Raw genomic sequence first — 19,285 nt, 5'->3', positions numbered from 1 at the left:
GAGTGTTTATATTGAAAAGAGTAAAGTGTTTTATCCTAATGGCTGTCATCCTTTGCAGCAGTATGTGGTCCGCGACTGTTCAGGCACAATCCGGATATTTCAACACGTATACAACGTATTCTGCAATGTCAGGTTCTGGGTTCTACACTTCTATGCAAGGGATGGCTGTAGATCGTAATAATAATATGATTTATGCTGCAAAAATAAATACGTCCAACCACATGACGCAATTGTACGCGATTAAAATGAATGGCTCGTCAAGTAATAGAACTGTGAAGCTCCTTAAAAACTCTGACACCAACAGTACTAGCAATGACTTAGGACATGCCAATGACTTAGCTGTGAAAGCTCAAAAAGGTGATGATCAAGTTAGCTTATATGTAGCGCCTATGTCTGATGGTGTAAAGTATGTAAAAAAGATAGTGAAGTTAAGTGTGAACACGAAGAAAAATACGTACAAAGTGGCTAAATCTTATGTCCTTCCATACCAAGGGGCGAATTTATCAATTAGCGGTATCACATATTCTGTTGGAGCGGACAAGTTTATTGTAAGGTCTGGAAATCGCTTTTTTATTGGGAATTTTAATGACCAAAAAGGACAATTTGAATATGAGGCAACGTTTACATTAAATTATACGAAAGCGATTGTAAATCAATCAGTGGTGGATGTTTCTAAGTACATTCTTCAAGGTATTTCTTTCTACCAAGGAACATTATATGTACCATTATCTAAGCCAGACTCTAATGGCGGAGCTTCTAATGTGAGTGTCATTCTCACATACCCGTTAAATATCAATCAAATGCTGAAAGAGCAAAAGGACACACCTGCAAAAGATTTTTCAAAAGAGTTGTTTACTAGAAAAGACCTTTCATTCCGAATTACGAGCAGTGCATTTACTCTTTTTGAAATAGAAGCTGTTGATTTCGATGACGGAACGTTATATTTTAATACCAATCGCGGGAAGAACGGCACACAAGAAGATATGATCGCAACGTTCAATGATTATAACTATTACAAGTGATAGGTTATTTGCAAAAAGCCCCTCAGCTTATGAGGGGCTTTTTCCATCCATCACCCATAATAATTATTCGCTTGAATAAAAAATTGGGACTGCATGTAGTTATAGGTGATTTTCGAGAAGTCGAAGGGCTGGCCGTTTGTGAGATGAAAGACCGTCTCGACGCGGAGGGCGGGATCGTCTTGTTTGAGGCCGAGGTGTGTCGCTTCGGTTTCATTCAATTTGCCTACTTGTAAGTACATATCGGAAAAACCGACTTTGAGCCCTAAACCTTCACTGACGAATTTAAAAACGGAATCGGCAGCAATTTCTGTGTTGAGATAAGGAATGATCGTTTTTCGGTAATAGGATTCTTCTAAACATAAGGTTTGTCCGTTGATGTAACGAATTCGTTTTAGATAAAAAACATCCTCTTCTTGTTCAATGTTCAAATTAAGTGCAGTTTCTTCGGTAGGTTTGATGGTGTCTAGCATTAAAACCTCTGATGTCAGTTGAAATTCCTCTAAATCTTTTTTAAACCCTTGGTTGGATAAAAGGCTGATGTAGCCCTTGCGCCGGTGTCTTCGAACAAAGATGCCGCTGCCCCTCACTTGATAGATAATTCCTTTTTTTTCGAGTAATTCTAACGATTTGATAATGGTACTTTTGCTCACAGCAAATTGGCTCATGAGTGTTTCGAGTACAGGGAGCTTATCCCCTTGCTGCAGCTCATGGGTGACAATATATTTTTCAATATCGCTCGCAATTTGTTGATACTTTAACATGGCCATTCCTCTTTGTTTTCACGATTTATTGTTCTTGTATTATAGCACATACCAAATTTCCTTTGATATGCTATTTGAAATTATATATGTATTGATAAATTGTACCGGTATAATTATAATGTACATATACTAGCAGTGATAAAGGGGGGGTTTATATGTCAAAAGTGAGGGATTATCAAAAGCTTGCAGAAGACATCTTAGAGGCAGTTGGCGGAGAAGAAAATGTGGTGAGTGCTGCAAGATGCGCCACGCGGCTGCGTTTGGTTCTGAAACGTTCGAATCCAAAGGCAAAGGAAGCAGTTAATGCAATGCCTGGCGTCATTACCGTGGTGGAAAACGGCGGTCAATTTCAGGTCGTCATCGGTCAGCATGTTGGTGAGGTATACGAGCATTTTTCCAGCCTTGTTCAGCTGCAGCCGTCTGATGATGATCAGGTAAATGAAAACAAGGGAACGGTACTGAATCGTGTCATCGCGACCATGTCTGCTGTGTTTGCACCATTTGTGTATATTTTGGCCGCCGCTGGTATTTTACAAGGTGCACTTATCCTTATTAATTTATTATTTCCAAGCTTCTCGAAAACCGGAACGTATGAAGTCTTTAGCTTTATTTCATGGGCGCCGTTTACGTTCTTGCCTATCTTTATCGCCATCACAGCAGCCAAGCATTTTAAAACGAATATGTATATCGCCGTAGCGTGTACAGCAGCGCTTGTCAGTCCATCTTGGACGGAGATTGCTGGACGCGTAGCATCAGGGGAAGGCGTTACTTTTTTAGGCATAGCGTTATCTGAAACGGTTTATACGTCATCTGTTTTGCCGCCGCTATTCTTGGTATGGATCCTTTCATATGTAGAGAGATTTTTAAACAAACGTATTCACGAGGTGGTCAAACCGTTATTTGTCCCATTTATTTGTATGGTCGTCATGGTTCCGTTAACCATTCTATTAATTGGTCCACTTTCGACAGCCGGTGCAAATGGGATTGCAAACGGATACAATTTCTTAGCAGAACATGTCCCAGCTTTAGCAGGTGCCATTATCGGAGGTTTCTGGCAAGTGCTTGTCATTTTCGGTGTTCACTGGGGCATCACGCCAATAGTGCTCGCCAACTTTGAACAATATGGACGTGACTCCTTCCAGGCATATCAAACCATCGCTGTTATCGCTCAGGTCGGCGCAGTGTTAGGGGTTATTTTAAAAGCAAGAAACCGCGAAACACGAAAAGTCGGGGTTTCAGCGGGAATTACAGGTCTCTTTGGAATTACTGAGCCTGCGATTTATGGGGTCACCCTCCGTTTCAAGAAACCATTTATTTTCGGATGTATATCTGGAGCGATCGGGGCCATTGCTGCCAGCTTCTTTACGCCTTATTACTTTGCGTATGCGGGGTTGCCTGGTCCACTGACGATTGTAAACGGAATTAGTTCAGATTATCCAACATCGATCATCGGCATATTGATTGGTGTCGCAATTGCGCTGATCTTACCAGTTGTGCTCATTCAAATGTTTGGTTATGGGGAAGATACAGTGGAACAGACAGCCGGTGCAACGTCTGATAAAGATCAAGTTGGAGAAAAAATGAATGCTTCGATGAATAATGAAGAAACAATCCCTGCACCGCTTGCAGGGAAAGTGATCCCGTTATCTGAAGTGCCTGATGCCGTATTTAGCTCGGGGGCGATGGGTAAAGGGTTTGCGATTGAACCGACAGACAACAAACTGTATGCACCGTTTGACGGCAGTGTCGTCATGCTTGCGCCAACAAAGCATGCAATTGGACTGCGTTCAGAATTCGGAGTGGAGTTACTAGTTCATGTAGGAATTGATACGGTTTCCCTAGATGGCTCAGCATTTACTCTTCATATCAAAGAAGGCAGCAAGGTGAAGAAGGGTGACTTGTTAATGACATTTGATCAAGAAGCCATTGAAAGCAAGGGATTAAAAACAATCACACCCGTCATCATCACCAATACACAAGCGTATGAAGATGTGATTGTAGAAGAACAATCGACATGTCAGCCAACAGACGTCATGATCACAATTGTGAAATAGGAGGAATGAATAATGACATTACCAAAAGATTTTCTATGGGGCGGAGCATTAGCTGCACATCAATTTGAAGGTGGATGGAATGAAGCAGGAAAAGGCCCAAGTGTTGTAGATGTGATGACAGCAGGTGCTCACGGAGTACCGAGACAAATAACTGAGACGATAGAAGAAGATAAATTTTATCCGAACCATGAAGCGATCGATTTCTACCATCGTTATAAGGAAGATATCGCGATGTTTGCCGAAATGGGTTTGAAATGCTTACGTACATCGATCGGCTGGAGCCGGATTTTCCCTAAGGGAGATGAAGCGGAACCGAATGAAGCAGGTTTACAGTTCTATGATGATGTTTTTGATGAACTGCTCAAGCATGGCATCGAGCCTGTGATTACGCTGTCTCACTTTGAGATGCCGCTCCATTTAGCAAGAGAGTACGGCGGGTTCCGCAGCCGAAAAGTCGCTGAGTATTTCGCGAAATTCGCAGAAGTGTGTTTCAATCGATACAAAGACAAGGTCACATACTGGATGACATTTAATGAAATCAATAACAAAATGGATGTCAACAACCCACTATTCCTTTGGACAAATTCAGGGGTATCAGTCAAAGAAGGCGAAAATGCCAAAGAAGTCATGTATCAAGCAGGACACCATGAATTACTTGCAAGTGCATGGGCAGTAGCCAAAGGAAAAGAGATCAATCCTGATTTCCAAATTGGAGCGATGGTGTCTCACGTGCCAATCTATCCATATTCCTCAAATCCAGAGGATGTCATGCTCGCAGAGGAATATATGAGACAGCGCTATTTCTTCCCAGATGTACAGGTACGCGGCTACTATCCGAGCTATGCATTAAAAGAATTTGAACGCGAAGGCTATCATATTCCATTTGAAGAAGGCGATGAAGAAAGCTTAAGAAAAGGGAAAGTGGATTATCTAGGCTTTAGCTACTACATGTCGACAACGGTTAAAAGTGATACGGTGTCTGATCACAACGGAGACATTGTCAACGGAGCCCTGCCGCATGGTGTAGATAACCCTTATATCAAATCAAGTGACTGGGGCTGGTCCATTGACCCGACAGGCTTAAGATATACATTGAATCGTTTTTACGATCGATATCAAATCCCGTTATTCATCGTAGAGAATGGATTTGGTGCAATAGATCAAGTGGAAGAAGACGGTACTATTCACGATCCAGAAAGAATTCAATATCTCGCTTCTCATATCGAAGCACTGAAAAAAGCGATTGAATACGACGGTGTGGACCTTATTGGCTACACACCTTGGGGCATCATTGATATCGTGTCATTCACAACAGGCGAAATGAAAAAACGCTACGGCATGATCTACGTTGACCGCGACAACGAAGGAAACGGCTCAATGAAGCGCCTTAAAAAAGATTCGTTTACTTGGTATCAAAACGTCATCGCAACGAATGGTGAAGAAGTGTAATAAAGGAAAATAGAAGCCCGGACGAGCGTGGTATATGCTTGTTCGGGTTTTTCATTGTTTAAGTTTTATTAATGCCTGAATACAAAGAAAAAAGAGAGTAATAGCGACAAAATAGTTCATTGGATTGTGGAATATCTTAATGTTCAAGGATATTTGAAGAAGAATCCAAAAGCCGAATATCACCATAACAGCAGGAATGATTTTTTTATACATAATAATTCTCCTTTCGAGAGTAGTTTGTTTTTAATTGGCATTGTCTCATATCATTGCAGAGATTGAAATGAGATAAAGATATTCATAGGTTCTATTATATAATTTGGTATAATTGATCTATAAAAGCGATAAATGGTAGATGAAGAATAGGAGTGTTGAAATGAATCAAACTCTGCAAATGGGTGCCAATACCGTACTAAACTCTCCAAAGGGACAAGTATCCATCAGTTATGAAGTATCATATGCAATTGATATTTCTTTAACAGCGTTTCTCTTAACAGATTCAGATCTAGTTCAAGGAGATAATGGCATTATTTTTTACAATCAGCCGGAGAGTGCCACGGGTGTCGCGACACTTTTACCAGCAGAGATATCAGGTCAGTTGAAAAGGCATCAATTGAATTTTGATATGAGCAAAGTGCCTGCAGGAATCACAAAGGTGGCGATTACACTAACAGAGGATCAAGGAATTGGCTTTTCTCAAGTGAAGAATCTGCAAGCAGAAATTCGAACAGGTGATGAGGTGCTATACCTAACACCAGTAAACTTTACAAATGAAAAAGGGATTGTCGTAGTAGAGCTATATATCAGAAATAGTGAAACGAAAGCACGATCCATCTGGCGTGGCTTCAATTCTGGATTGGAAGGGCTATGCAAGCTTTATGGGGTGGAGGTTGAACCTGATGAACAAGATGTTTCTTCACCTCCTCAAATGGCTTCTGAAAAACAAATTGATGAGCCTGCTCCAATAAAGACAGCCGCTAAAGAGAAAGTGGCTGCACCTATCAGCTTAGAGAAAGTTCAAGGTAAAATTAGTCTAGACAAAGGTCATAAACCGATCATCATTGAAAAAACGCCTGAGATAACAGCTACAGTATCCTGGGAGTCTGGAACCGATTATGATATTTATGCATTGGTCTATACGAAGTCAGGAAAACAAATAGATGTGGCCATGTTTGGTGCAAAAGGTGTTCCTGCTCTTAAAAGTTTCGGAAACGGAGCTGTAGAGCATATGGGAGATGTCGGAAGAGACTGTGAATCTATGAAAACAGAAGTCATTAAATTACGGTTAAATGACGATATCCTTGCTGTCGTTCCAGTTGTTTATTCTGCTCAATCAAACGGGACAGGTTCTTTTTATAGATATAGAGTATCTATGAGCATCGACAATCATCAAGGAACTTCTGTGACGATTCATTCCAAACATGCGAATGATAATGATCGGATTTATTCTTGTGTGCCGGGTATGCTTCAAAATACAAATGATGGTGTGATCATCCGTCCGCTAGAGCTTTACAGCAAACCAAATTCCGAGCGCAGACCTAAATTAAAAATGAAGTCATCTAATGAAATTGATGTTTTGATGGATAAAGGACCGATCAATGATTATAAATAAAATGAATGTATGGCTGGACAAAACAAAGTGCATTGTCTAGCTTATTTTATTTGATCGTTGAATAGAGAGTCTATTCCATTTTTTATGTCATTTAGCCTATTTTTCCGTTTTAATGGTCACGGTAAAATAGACTTTATGATCAATAATGGAGGGAGTGACTTCTTCTGGGCAAGATACTTGATGCAAAAGCACTAACCAGTGCCATGGACACAAGGGCAAAACACTATCAGGAACTCCGCGAACAAATGGTAGATTTAAAAAAGGCATTACAAGGTGTGGCCAACCTCGGTGATGATTTCACTGGGAAAGGAGCCGATAACATTAAAAGCTTTTATAAAGAGCTCGCCGGAAATGTAGACATGTTTATCAGCTTAATCGATAAGCAAAAAGCCTTTCATGAAGGTGTTTCTGGGACACTGGATGATACGAGTTTTGGTGGCGATACCTTTATAGAAGAACACTTTTTAGACAACGCAGTACATATGGGCATCAAAAACGCCAAAAGCATTGTAAAGGATCAAAAAAAGGCACTCAAAACGATTTTTCAAGACATTGATGACCTCATTTCCCTAGAGGTATTTGATAGCCAAACCTTTGATGAAAAAATAGAAGATGCGGAAGATGAACGAAAAAAGACGGTCAAAGAACTAAGAGAACTTGATCAAAATTTAACAGATGAATATGCTTTGTCAGAGACAGAGCAGCAAGCTACAATGGCATTGTACGCTGAAATGATGAATGCGACAAATGACGGAAAAGCGATTTCGCCTATGAATTTTGATAAGAAAGCGTATCAAAATAGCGAAATCTACAAGGCAAAGAGCGATATTGAGAAGCAAACTTCTGAATATCTGAAAATAAAAAAAGAACAAGAAGAAGCCCGCAAGATTGCGAAGGAACAAGAAGCGCTCGCCAACCGCCCTTGGTATGAAAAAGCCCTCGATTATGGTGGAAACATCGTGAATGAACTGACTGGCGTGAACGATGCAAAACGTGCCGCAACGGGCGTTGATCCAATCACAGGCGAGGAACTCACCGCAGGACAACGAGTCGCGGCAGGCGGCATGGCAGCAGCCGGTTACATTCCTATCGTCGGCTGGGCAGGCCGCATTTTCAAAGGAGGAAAGGCTGTCTATAAAACGACCCAAGCCACATCAGCCGCAGTCAGGGCAGTCGATATCTACAAGACATCCCAAAAATCCTTTGACGCCCTGAAAACATCTCAAAAAGGTTTATATGGCCTCACCGCCACCAACGGCTTCAGCGAAGCGATCACAGGCCGAGACATGTTTGGAAACAAGATCTCGAAAGAACAGCAGGAAGCGAGTATGAACGCGGCGCTTGGTATGCTTTTGCCGTTTGGGGCGAAAGGGTTTCATGGGAAGATGGGGGTGAAGGATAGTGCTGGTAAAGGTGGATTTAAACATAAGTATTCTGACAATAGCAAAAATCATCTAATACGGCCAGAAGGTGTTAGTAAAACAGGTGTAAGTGGTGGTCATAATGAAAAGGAATTTTTTAATTATTTAAATGAAAAGGAAATTCCCTATAAATTGGAGAGAAAAGAAAGCCATCCTTCGGTACATGGAATAAATGATGTGTACTATAAAATAGCAAAACAAGAACGTGGTATATATACAAAAGAATTTAAAGCATCTACTCATAAGAAGACTGTTTATGATGATAATGTATTTACTGATGAACAAATTTATAAATATGGCCAAGAGGCAATGGAAAATGGTACTGAGTATGTAACTAGAGGCGGTCAACATGTAATACAAGGTACATCAAATGGTATAAAATTTGAGGGGTGGAAAAATCCAAAAACAGGGGAAATTGAAAGCTTGTACCCAGTATTAGAATGGAAGAAATATAGTAATTAGGAGGATCTTGATGTTAAAAAAAATGCAGCCGATTGTTCAAGACTTTTTTTCTTTTTTGAAGAATGATTTAGTTGAGGTGTTAGAGTGTTTGTCTCACAGAGAACCTTGGCAAGATCATATGATGGGATATGAACTTCCAGAGCATTCAGAGAATGTTGAATTTAATAATGGAGTAATGATATTTATGGACACAGCATCTTATCATGAAATTGTGATGGATAATCTAGATTTCTATAGTTGCTTGGAAGAAATTTGTATGGAGTATGTTGCTGAAACTCCAGAACAGAAGGCACAAGTTTATTTACTTTTGGACAAGGTAAAGACTACTTTAAATTTGTGAAAATTAAACCTAACTGAGTAAACCTTTAATACGAAGGTGATTACTTATATGAGGTATTCATTGAATTTAAGGAAGATCCAATTGATGATTTAGCAATAATACTACCAGAAGAAATAAGTATTTTTTATACAAGATATTTCATCAATAGAAGAAGTAGATGAGTATATAAGATAAAGTATATGAAACCTTTGACATTTACCAGAAACACAGGAAGTTGAGGGGGAGAGATGAAAACCTTTAAAATCAATTAATAAAATCATAATGTGTAATGTTAATTGGGTAAAGCTTGGAGGAGACAATAGAGTTTGTCAAATCACAAAAGGTGTATTAAATTATGAATTTTTCATTAGAGCATTTAAAACATCACAAAATAAAAGTTAATTGGAAAACTATATATGTAGGAATTAGGCTAGATTTGATTTCATACAAAGAAATAAGCAAGTATGCTGTGGAATATTTATCTAATCATACTGAATGTGAAAATTCTTTAATCCTAGAATTAGCTTGGGGAGATGGCGACCCAGATGAGGATTATAGAAAACTTCAAATGGTTTTGGTAGAATTATATAATGATTTGGTAGAAGAAGAATCTAGTCAATGGGACGTTGAAAAAAGGAAATGGAGATATGGTATAACGTCTCACTTAAAAGAAAAAAATAAGAATTCACCTGAAGAGTTGTTGGGTGAGCTTTCTGAAGTATACGCAGATTTTGACTATCCTGAGGATATGGAACCGTTTATTCATTATATGCCTTCTTCAGATGGCTATAATCCGTTACTGTATTCAAAAGAAGAGAATATAAATAGATTAGTCTCTCTTTTTGAGGAGTTTTTACAAAAAGAAAAAGCAGTTGTTCAATTCGAGCAATTTTAATTACTGATTAAAAGGTGCCTAATGAAAATAGAACTTGAATTCGAACAAGAAGTGACAAACTACTATAAGTGGTTAGATCAAAAAATAAATGAACTTAAACAATTAAGTATATATAGTATTAATGGATATTACTTTTTAGATAATGGTGGAATTAAAACTTTTCAAAGTTATTGTCAAAATGAACTAATCGAAATTTTTAGCGATCAATTGACTAATTACCATTTTTATATCTTTCTGAGTAAGAAAGTAAGTGATGTGCATTCGCGAATAGAGAGATTCCGAAAAGTATGGAAATCTATTGATTCAGACATAAATACTTCAGGTTTTGAAAAGGGGCCAGAATTACTTTTAGATGAACATGAAAATCAGTTTTATGTCAGTATAGCCAAGGTTCCTCAACATGATTTAGATAAAGCATTGCGAATAATGGATCAGTATCAATCTAGTTTCATGATTGCCAGTAGAAGGGATTCTATGCTCTCAGAGGAATCTATAAAAGATTTGTTTTACTCAGGATTGGATAAGAATAGTCATGAAATAGATTATCAAGCGCTTTTTTTGAAGTATGGTTTGAATAGTGAAATTATCTTTAGATGGGGATCTGTTCTAAATGAGGCCGAATTGGCAATGATTTTAAATCAAGATCATACCCGGAAAATACGGGAGCGAATACAAAGCCATTCATAGTATCTTCAAAATGATCCCGTAATATTTTAAACAATCCCCACATCGGGACTTGATCCCCCATTTTTGAGAGACTGGGATCAAAACACCGTATGAAACAGCCAGTTGTCGAAACTCTTTCGAGGGACTGGTTGTTTAATTTCTATAGAATTCGAATAGTGGTATATGGATTTTATAAAATCGCTGAGTAGTGTTTGTCAGAAGGTATTTGCTTTCCTTCAATCGAGAGAACATAAAATCCAAATACATGGAGAACACTATCGAGAGCATGAAACTTAAAGTGAATGTGAATGAAATCTTAATTCATTTAAATCGCCTTCTTGAGCAAACAAAATTTTTAAGTGGGTATGGGGATTTTATTTTTGGCAGAATATTTCCGTTTTGGATTATGCATCGAGAGAACGGAATATTTTTATGAGCTAAGTATTTGGGGGCTGCGATGAACAGAATTGAGACATCATTTAAGGAGTGGCAGTTAACCACTCCTTTTTTCTATCGATGGTGTCATACGCTTGATCAATGAATTCCCTTCAAATTTAAGCAATTCACTATCTTTACCTTTCGCATTCGTATAAAATAAGAGCAGTGAAAAATTGAAGAAATGCTTGATACATGAAGGGCGTGTAAGCTGTGAGCTGCATGACATGATGAGATGTATGAACGTGAAGGCTGCAAAGCTGTTCTTCCTCACATATGAGATCTTGTAAGCGTAACCATTATTTGTCACTTCATTGCGATGGTGTTAAGGGGTGTGTCAGGATGAGGAATCCGTATGTGAGAACGGCTTCTAGTCTGTATATTAATTATTTTTTATTAGGTATGGTCAATATTATTTTGGCTTCAAATATGCCATTTTTAATCAAACAATTAGATACCAATAGTGCGGGAATTAGTTATATGATTTCGGCGCTTGGCATTGGCAGGGTACTCACGTATGGGTTATCAGGCGTACTGTCAGATCGTTTTGGGCGGAAGCCGGTCATTTTGGTTTCTGGTGTGCTGATGGCGGTGTTCCTCATCGGAATCCCATTGTCTCCGAATTATCAAATCGCGTTTGCGTTTGCGATTTTGGCAGGGGTCGCGAATTCGGCAATGGATGCAGGAACGTATCCTGCGTTAATGGAGGCGTTTCCGCAAAACTCGGGATCTGCGAATGTGATGGTGAAGGCCTTTATCTCCATTGGGGCAACCATTTTGCCACTGGCGATTTTCTTTTTAGCAGAGCATGATTTGTTTTATGGAATGGCATTTTTTGTTCCTGCTCTGATCTATCTTGTGAATGTCTTGATGCTGTGGACCTTGCCATTTCCGAATCATCGCAAGGTGGAGCAAGTCCAGGTAACGGAGCATGACGGACTTCCGCGCTTCTCGACAGAGCCTACATTTTGGAGAGAAGGGATCGCGCTCATTGTGATCAGCTTTACGTCAAATGGACTGTATGCGCTGCCGCAAATTTGGCTTCCTACGTACGGTGAGGCCATCTTGGGGATGACATCTGGCAGTGCTGTGAAATTGCTCAGTTACTATAGCATGGGCGGGCTGCTGTCTGTCGTGATGCTTGCGTTTCTGCTGCGCCGCTTTGTCCGTCCGGTCACTGTACTGCTGATCTATCCAATCATTACACTTGTTTCCATTTGTGTGCTCTTGGTCGTGAAATCACCAGTTATAGGAACCGTCAATGCTTTTGTATTGGGATTTTCAACAGCAGGAGTTTTTCAGCTGACGTTAACTGTGATGGCTGAATTCTTCTGGAAAAACAAAGGAACGATGACTGGGATTATCTCCACAGCGGGCGGCGTGTCGGCTATCGTTATCCCGGTCGTAACAGGTTTAATTCAGAGTCACGCGTCCATTTTACAAATCTTTATGTTCGATGCAGTTGTGGCTGTTGCGGCCATTATCGGCGCACTGTATATCCTGTATCGATACCGTCAAATCATGGTACATGATTAAAAAAAGACGACCTCCGCAGGAAGTCGTCTCAGCGTGTAGACAGGTCTCTGCGCCGGTACTCACGAATGTTAAATTCGTTTCGTTCCTATCACGCTAAACATAAAAAAAGGGCTAAAATGATCATCATTTTAGCCCTTTGTCTTTTTTGTTTTAGAAACGGTCATTTTCAAACAGAATTTGTTTTACTTGATCAACTGGCATATCTTCACCAGTAAAGAGTTTGTAAGCAAGTGCACCTTGCCATAGCATCATTCCAAGACCGTTAATGGTTTTGGCGCCAGCTTCCTGTGCTTGCGCAAGAAGCTTTGTTTTTTGCGGATTGTATACAACATCTGTCACGATCAAATCTTCACGAAGTACATCAAGTGTATCATCGATAATGCTGAGTTGATCTAGTGGTTTCATGCCAAGGCTTGTCCCATTTGCCAGGATCGCACTTTCTGCTACTTCACGGCGGAATGCGTCTTTGTCTTCAAGTGGGAAAATGTTTGCTTTGACACCGAAGGATTTCATTTCGTTGTTGATGTAATTTACATTTTCTTCTGCTTGTACAAAGTATTGATCATTACGAGCGAAAATGCTAATTTCACGAATGCCGGACTGTGCAAGCTGAATCGCAATCGGAGTTGCAGCGCCGCCAGAACCAACAAGTGTGACTTTCTTGCCGGCTAATTCAACGCCGTGTTCAATCAAGTTTCTCACATATCCAAGACCATCTGTGTTGTAGCCGATGAGCTTACCATCTTTGTTTACTACAGTGTTACTTGCACGTGTATATCTTGCAGAATCATCTAGTTCGTCTAAGTAATCCAGTACTTTCATTTTGTTCGGCATAGAGACGTTAAATCCAGCTGCACCAATTGCTTTCATACCGTTTACGGCTGCTTCTAGTTCATCATTCCCTACTTCAAATGCAAGGTAAGCATAGTTGATACCTGTTAGTGTATAGCCAAGGTTATGCATACGTGGTGAAAGGCTGTGTCCGATCGGTGTAGCAAGAAGACCGACTAATTTTGTTTTTCCATCAATATTTCGTTCATGTATGTTTGTCATGATTGACATCTCCTTTAATTATCTAAATAATTTTTTCATGCGTCCAAGAACAAAGACCGCTAGTAATACGCTAATAACCGCAATGATCATATCGAAAAATAACGTCATTTTAATATCGTACGAGCTGACCAATCCACTTGTAATGAGCGGCACGAGAATAAACGCTGAGCTTGCCGCAATGTTGACGTAGGATGAAGCCGTTGCTTTGTTTGTCGGGAACAATTTCATCATAATACTCATCGCCAGCTGGAAGATTCCCGCTGTAAATAGTCCTAAGAAGAAGGTGCTGACAATGACAATGCTGTACGTTTCGATTTGGAAAAGTGAAAGCATTGCAAGGAACGCCCCAATTGGATAAATGATCGCGACCATAATCGGTGAAATGAATTTATCTAAGACGATCGAAAGCAATAGAACAGATACCAGTGCACCAATACTAAAATAAGATAGAAGCTGTGTGGCTTGTTCTGTGCCAAGTCCGATTAATTTCAACCCGAGCTGCGGAAGCCATGTCTGCCATACGACAAACAATGCAGTCGATGTGAATCCCATCAGTACAACAGCTAAGCCTTCGCCAAGCATTTTTGGTTCTTTCTTCAGCTGATCCTGTACTGGAAGAGCGTCTTGTGAAGAAACTTGCTTATGGTTCGGGAATGGCATAAAGATTAAGTAAATCCCTACGAGTAAATAAAGAAGCCCTAGTCCAAAGAACGCCCAGCCCCAGAAGATGTCATGTGCCACTAGGAATGCCAAGATAAATGGAAGAACAGTCGCCCCAATGGATACAGATGCTTTTACTAAAACAGAAGCCGAACTTGCTTTTTTAGGAAATGACTCTGACAAAGCAGGATAGGTTCCTGAATCAAGCAGTGAGTTGGCAATACCTGCTGAAATCGCAAAGATAAATGCCAGTGTATAACTTGTTGTCGTTGGAATACCGATTAAGAATAATAAGTAAAGAAAATTTCCTGTAATAATGACAGGCTTACGTCCCCAGCTGTCGGCTAACCGGCCTGAGAAAAAGAGCGCAATGAGTTTACCAATTCCGATCGCAGATACAAGCAAGCTGATTTTCGGAATATCTACATGGTAGCGTTCAGATAAGCTGTCCATGTTGGAAGCTACAATAATGTTGATCATGCCAAGCATGAAGTAATTTAAATACATGCCAAGTGACGATTTTATATAAGGATTTTTCATGTTCCCACTCCTATATTTGAAACCCCTTTAAGGTCAAATTCTTTGTATACCCTTTGTTATTGTTTCCTTCAAAATGAATAATATGAAGCCCATCACAACACCCCTTATGTGATTGATGAAAAAATAATGAATATTCATCTGTTCTTCAATCAAGTATATCGTTCTACTAAAATGTAAAAAATAATAACAGCCTTGGTTAGGAAGTGAAACTTCATGATTTGATCAGAATCATAAAAAATCACTTTTAACTGTTTTTTGATAGAAATAATAATATGATGAAATAGGTATAACGATATACTAAAAGAAGCAACGAGATAAATATACTCCTGCATTTTAAATGTGTCAAGTTTATGACTTTGTGATTTAAAAAAAGAAAAATGAAACAAAGAAATAGTTGACTTGATCAATAAAAAAAGAGAATTGCTGCACACAATTCTCTTTTTCATCATGATGGAGAGGTTTCTCTAATATGAAGTTGAGGCTTTAAAATCAATCGCTGCAGCTCTTCATCCTGTTCGTTCATTTTATGATATAAAAGGTTCGCTGCTTTTACCCCGATGGATCGGGGGAAGGAGGATACAGTGGTGAGCGGCGGATGGTACATTTCCGCTTCAGGAACATTATCGAATCCAACGACATCAATATCTTCACCAGGCTGGATGCCCCGTGCTGACAGTGCTTGAATGACTCCAAAAGCGACTAAGTCACTGAAACAAAAAATAGCAGTAGGGGGCTCGGGCTGATCCATCACTTGGGCGAGTGCTTCTTTCCCGCCTTCGCGAGTAGGTACTATATCAATAATAAGCGACTCATCAATCGTCACATTTTCTTCGTCATGAGCTCTTTTGAAACCTTTCATCCGCTCAATCCAAGTCGAAGAGGTCTTAATGCCGCCTAAAAAAGCGATGCGGCGATGCCCCTTTTGAAGAAGATGATGAACCGCCATCCAAGTACCTTGTTCATAATCAACACCGACATAGTCACATTGCACGTCTGATAATTCACGATTTGCCAATACTTTTGGGGTGCGAATTTGATTTAATTGTTTGACCGTTCGAGCAGAGCTTTTCGAAGCTGGGTTTAAAATAATCCCGCCCACTCGGTGCTCTACCATGGTGGAAATGAGCCGCTCCTGTTTATCGACACTGTCAAAGGTTGTACCAAGTAAAACAGTATAGCCCAGCGATTCAAGTGTGGTCTGTACGCCAATTAAAAACTCCGAAATAAAGGTGTTAGAAATATCCGTCACAATCACACCAACGATATTTGAGCTTTTTGACCGCATGTTAGCAGCAACGCGGTCGTATACGTATCCTAAGTCCTCCATGGATTGCAGTACTTTGTTTCGAGTGGCTTCAGAGATTCTAGGATTATTTCGAACAACGAGTGATGCCGTTGAAGTCGAGACACCGGCATGCTTGGCGACTTCCTGTAATGTAACACGCTGTTTGTTCATTTTTTTCATTTATCTTCACCAACTTCCATGGATTGCTTAACTTTGTTCATGATCAAGAGGGATTTCTCCATCAAACGAGCCGAACATCTTTTGATTTATTATACATGAATCAGGTGGGATTGATGAAGTGAAGACATATGCGTACCGCCGTAAATCATAAAAGATTACCATTGACAGCTTTCTGAATGAGGCGTAAAATATAAAATTATTCAGAAATAGCAACATTTTAATTAAATAACGAAGGCTATGAATGCTGTGGGTCACACTATAGCAGGAGCAGCTTCTGGAGAGACCGCATGTGTGTGCGGCGCCGAAGGGTTCACAATCTCAGGCAAAAGGACAGAAGAGTACGAAATATTGTATTTGTGGTGCATGGATGATGCCGTGTATGACTTTTCTCTATTTTGCTATTCTTTTATGACCGTGAGATTGGAGCGCATCCAATCTCTTTTTTTATGGACTTTTTTAAAGGGTTCATTATTTCAGTATAAGATCGTGTCGTAGGAGGGTGTTAGCATTGGCACAACAAGAATTAAAACGAGATTTATCAAACCGTCATGTGCAATTGATTGCCATTGGCGGAACCATTGGAACAGGGTTGTTTTTAGGATCTGGAAAAGCGATTCAATTGGCAGGTCCTTCAATCATTTTTGCTTATTTAATTGTCGGGATGGCCATCTTTTTTGTCATGAGGGCACTCGGGGAATTGCTTTTATCGAAGGCAGGCTATCAATCATTAACCGATATTGCGGAGGACTATCTCGGCCCGTGGGCTTCCTTTGTGACAGGGTGGACATATTGGTTTTGCTGGATTATGACAGCGATGGCGGATGTTATCGCGGTCGGTGTGTACGTGCAGTATTGGTTTGACATCCCGCAGTGGATTCCTGCCATCATTTGTTTGTTGATTTTACTAGGATTGAATCTATTAACGGTAAAGCTTTTCGGAGAAATGGAATTTTGGTTTGCACTCATTAAAGTGATTACGATTCTATTATTGATCGGGGTTGGAATTGTTCTTTTAATCATTGGTTTTCAAACAGATGCCGGACCGGTGACGATAACGAATTTATGGTCTCATGGCGGGTTATTCCCGAATGGTGTCACAGGCTTCTTGCTGTCATTCCAGATGGTGATTTTTGCGTATGTGGGAGTTGAACTGGTCGGTGTGTCCGCAGCAGAAACAGCCAATCCGCAAAAAAACATCCCTTCTGCAATTAATAAGATTCCATTAAGAATTCTATTTTTCTATGTGGGTGCGATCTTTGTCTTACTATGTATTAACCCATGGACTGAGCTCAGTGCATCAGAAAGTCCTTTTGTGAAAACCTTTGGACTCATTGGGATACCAGTAGCAGCAGGGCTCATCAACTTTGTCGTCCTGACATCTGCGGCATCAGCTTGTAATAGCGGCATGTTCTCGACGAGCCGCATTCTGTATAATCTCAGTCATCAAAAGCAGGGTCCAGCTTCCTTTGGACGGTTGAACAAGCATGCTGTCCCAAGTAATGCGCTATTCGTTTCGACGATTGTGGTATCGGTCGGTGCACTTTTAAGCAAGCTGATTCCCGAGCAAGCCTTTGGTATTGTGACAACGATCAGTGCCATTTGTTTCATTTGGGTATGGAGTATTATTTTAATTTGTCATTTGAAATATAAAAAAACAAAGCCTGAACTGCATGCAGCATCGACCTTTAAAGCACCGTTCACCCCTTTTGTGAATATATGTGTTTTGGTTCTCTTCGCTGCGATTCTAGTGATCATGCTGTTTGCAGATGCAACACGCCCCGCGCTCTTATTAACGCCGGTCTGGTTTGGTTTCTTACTATTGATCTATGCACGAAAGAAACGCCGCGCGTCATAATGAACGGAAAAAGCACAGCCTTTGCATGAGGCTGTGCTTTTGTTCATTTAACGATTTCTAATCTTTAGCACATAATTTGCATTCAAAATGATCAAAACAACCCCAATGACCATGATTGAGAACAGCTGAGAGTGATTGGCTCCAAGGGAATACACAATCAAAATAAACATGGCGCTGGTCAATAGGATATTCATCATTTGATACGTATGAAACAGTCCGCCAAGCATCACATGCTTTTCGCCTTCGTCCGAAATGGCGAGCAGCTTTTTACTGTAGTCTTTGTCAGATAGACTTGGCAGGTTCCGATTAGGGTAGACAAGCTTTAGAACAGATATCGATATATATGAACTGATAACGGTGACGATAAATAAAGCAGCATTGACGAGAATCAGCCAGAGTGGCTGCTCGGTGACGATCGCGATACCGATGGCAACAATGGAAAAAATGGTACTTACCGTATTGGCTAAAGTCAAATCAGTAAAGGTCCGATATTGTTTTACCTCCAGTTCATCCTCCTCATCACCAGAGACCGAAAGAGATACTCTTTTTTTCATACGTGAAATCCCTGAAAAACAATAAATAATCAATAAAATCGTCAATCCACTGATGACAAGAGTCGCTTCAAATGCAACATCAAGAAGTGTCATCTCAAATTCAGCTGCCAGCAGACAGTAAGCGCCGAGAAAGCCAAGGAGAGCACCTAAGAGCATTTTGTATACAGTTTTCATGAGAGTTCATCCTCCTCGAATAGAAAAATACGTTCAATGGGTTCCTGAAAAATTCGTGAAAGCTTAACCGCGAGCAAGAGAGACGGCATTAACTCATCTCGTTCCATTAAGCTGATGGTCTGACGAGAGACCTTTGCACGCTTTGCCAGCTCAGTTTGGTTTAAACCATCACGCGCACGAAGCTCTTTTAACCGATTTTTCATTCTGTCACCTCAATTTTGCTTGAAATCTTTCCTTGATTGTAAAGCATTATATTCATTTTGACAAGTAAAGTTGTCAAAATGATAAAAATAATTGTCAGAAGGATCATCTTTATTCAAAAGGAGAACCATGATACGCTAAAGGAAAGAGAAAC

Annotated in this window: 17 protein-coding genes and 1 riboswitch; of the genes, 10 read left to right on the top strand and 7 right to left on the bottom strand. The window is 40.1% G+C overall.

Going from position 1 to position 19,285, the window contains the following annotated elements:
- Positions 1 to 11: 11 nt before the first annotated feature.
- Positions 12 to 1,022, top strand: coding sequence for a hypothetical protein (locus tag MHB67_RS18375; RefSeq protein ID WP_209304735.1), 1,011 nt, complete (start codon positions 12 to 14; stop codon positions 1,020 to 1,022).
- 50 nt (positions 1,023 to 1,072) lie between these two features.
- On the opposite strand, the gene MHB67_RS18370 is transcribed toward MHB67_RS18375, so the two are convergent.
- Entirely contained in the window at positions 1,073 to 1,783 is a 711-nt protein-coding gene (locus MHB67_RS18370) for a GntR family transcriptional regulator (protein WP_024423998.1), read from the bottom strand.
- 155 nt (positions 1,784 to 1,938) lie between these two features.
- Between MHB67_RS18370 and MHB67_RS18365 the strand changes: the two genes are divergently transcribed.
- Complete coding sequence (locus MHB67_RS18365) at positions 1,939 to 3,837, top strand: beta-glucoside-specific PTS transporter subunit IIABC (protein WP_342492696.1); 1,899 nt, start codon at positions 1,939 to 1,941, stop codon at positions 3,835 to 3,837.
- Between the two features lie 9 nt (positions 3,838 to 3,846).
- Positions 3,847 to 5,286: a 6-phospho-beta-glucosidase BglA gene (bglA, locus tag MHB67_RS18360; RefSeq protein WP_024423996.1), complete on the top strand. Its 1,440-nt coding sequence runs from the start codon at positions 3,847 to 3,849 to the stop codon at positions 5,284 to 5,286.
- A gap of 51 nt (positions 5,287 to 5,337) precedes the next feature.
- Here bglA and MHB67_RS18355 read toward each other — a convergent pair whose 3' ends face one another.
- The gene (locus tag MHB67_RS18355) at positions 5,338 to 5,499 is read right to left on the bottom strand and encodes a hypothetical protein (RefSeq protein ID WP_024423995.1); all 162 of its coding nucleotides are present in this window, start codon (positions 5,497 to 5,499) and stop codon (positions 5,338 to 5,340) included.
- 160 nt (positions 5,500 to 5,659) lie between these two features.
- Here MHB67_RS18355 and MHB67_RS18350 point away from each other — a divergent pair, with 160 nt between their 5' ends.
- The 6 genes from MHB67_RS18350 (at position 5,660) to MHB67_RS18325 (ending at position 12,629) form a co-directional block, all read left to right on the top strand.
- Entirely contained in the window at positions 5,660 to 6,895 is a 1,236-nt protein-coding gene (locus MHB67_RS18350) for a TerD family protein (RefSeq protein WP_024423994.1), read from the top strand.
- Positions 6,896 to 7,059: 164 nt separating this feature from the next.
- On the top strand, positions 7,060 to 8,778 hold the full coding sequence (locus MHB67_RS18345; protein WP_342492936.1) for a T7SS effector LXG polymorphic toxin: 1,719 nt from the start codon (positions 7,060 to 7,062) through the stop codon (positions 8,776 to 8,778).
- A gap of 10 nt (positions 8,779 to 8,788) precedes the next feature.
- Positions 8,789 to 9,118, top strand: coding sequence for a hypothetical protein (locus MHB67_RS18340; RefSeq protein ID WP_034624055.1), 330 nt, complete (start codon positions 8,789 to 8,791; stop codon positions 9,116 to 9,118).
- 334 nt (positions 9,119 to 9,452) lie between these two features.
- A complete protein-coding gene (locus tag MHB67_RS18335) occupies positions 9,453 to 9,992 on the top strand; it encodes a DUF2247 family protein (RefSeq protein ID WP_342492695.1) in 540 nt (179 codons plus the stop codon).
- A gap of 21 nt (positions 9,993 to 10,013) precedes the next feature.
- Entirely contained in the window at positions 10,014 to 10,679 is a 666-nt protein-coding gene (locus MHB67_RS18330; RefSeq protein ID WP_151039559.1) for a hypothetical protein, read from the top strand.
- 756 nt (positions 10,680 to 11,435) lie between these two features.
- A complete protein-coding gene (locus tag MHB67_RS18325; RefSeq protein ID WP_122632020.1) occupies positions 11,436 to 12,629 on the top strand; it encodes an MFS transporter in 1,194 nt (397 codons plus the stop codon).
- A 150-nt stretch (positions 12,630 to 12,779) separates the two neighbouring features.
- Here MHB67_RS18325 and MHB67_RS18320 read toward each other — a convergent pair whose 3' ends face one another.
- The 3 genes from MHB67_RS18320 to MHB67_RS18310 form a co-directional block, all read right to left on the bottom strand.
- Positions 12,780 to 13,682: a quinate/shikimate dehydrogenase gene (locus tag MHB67_RS18320; protein WP_151039561.1), complete on the bottom strand. Its 903-nt coding sequence runs from the start codon at positions 13,680 to 13,682 to the stop codon at positions 12,780 to 12,782.
- An 18-nt stretch (positions 13,683 to 13,700) separates the two neighbouring features.
- Positions 13,701 to 14,882, bottom strand: coding sequence for an MFS transporter (locus MHB67_RS18315; RefSeq protein ID WP_024423989.1), 1,182 nt, complete (start codon positions 14,880 to 14,882; stop codon positions 13,701 to 13,703).
- Between the two features lie 445 nt (positions 14,883 to 15,327).
- Positions 15,328 to 16,347 (bottom strand): LacI family DNA-binding transcriptional regulator, encoded by a 1,020-nt coding sequence (locus MHB67_RS18310; RefSeq protein ID WP_024423987.1) that lies wholly within the window; start codon positions 16,345 to 16,347, stop codon positions 15,328 to 15,330.
- Between the two features lie 264 nt (positions 16,348 to 16,611).
- A riboswitch (glycine riboswitch) is annotated at positions 16,612 to 16,691 on the top strand.
- Positions 16,692 to 16,855: 164 nt separating this feature from the next.
- Between MHB67_RS18310 and MHB67_RS18305 the strand changes: the two genes are divergently transcribed.
- Positions 16,856 to 18,202: an amino acid permease gene (locus MHB67_RS18305; protein WP_151039563.1), complete on the top strand. Its 1,347-nt coding sequence runs from the start codon at positions 16,856 to 16,858 to the stop codon at positions 18,200 to 18,202.
- A gap of 47 nt (positions 18,203 to 18,249) precedes the next feature.
- On the opposite strand, the gene MHB67_RS18300 is transcribed toward MHB67_RS18305, so the two are convergent.
- Positions 18,250 to 18,930 carry a DUF3169 family protein gene (locus MHB67_RS18300; RefSeq protein ID WP_044334845.1) on the bottom strand — a complete coding sequence of 227 codons (681 nt, stop codon included), beginning with the start codon at positions 18,928 to 18,930 and terminating at the stop codon, positions 18,250 to 18,252.
- On the bottom strand, positions 18,927 to 19,133 hold the full coding sequence (locus MHB67_RS18295; protein ID WP_003215336.1) for a helix-turn-helix transcriptional regulator: 207 nt from the start codon (positions 19,131 to 19,133) through the stop codon (positions 18,927 to 18,929). The genes MHB67_RS18300 and MHB67_RS18295 overlap by 4 nt, the downstream gene beginning before the upstream one ends.
- Positions 19,134 to 19,285 lie beyond the last annotated feature (152 nt).

It is taken from the genome of Bacillus sp. FSL H8-0516, from assembly GCF_038635285.1.
In the GTDB taxonomy this organism is placed as follows: domain Bacteria; phylum Bacillota; class Bacilli; order Bacillales; family Bacillaceae; genus Bacillus; species Bacillus safensis.
Note: the sequence above shows the minus strand (reverse complement) of the source record. Positions and strands in the feature narration are given on the sequence as shown.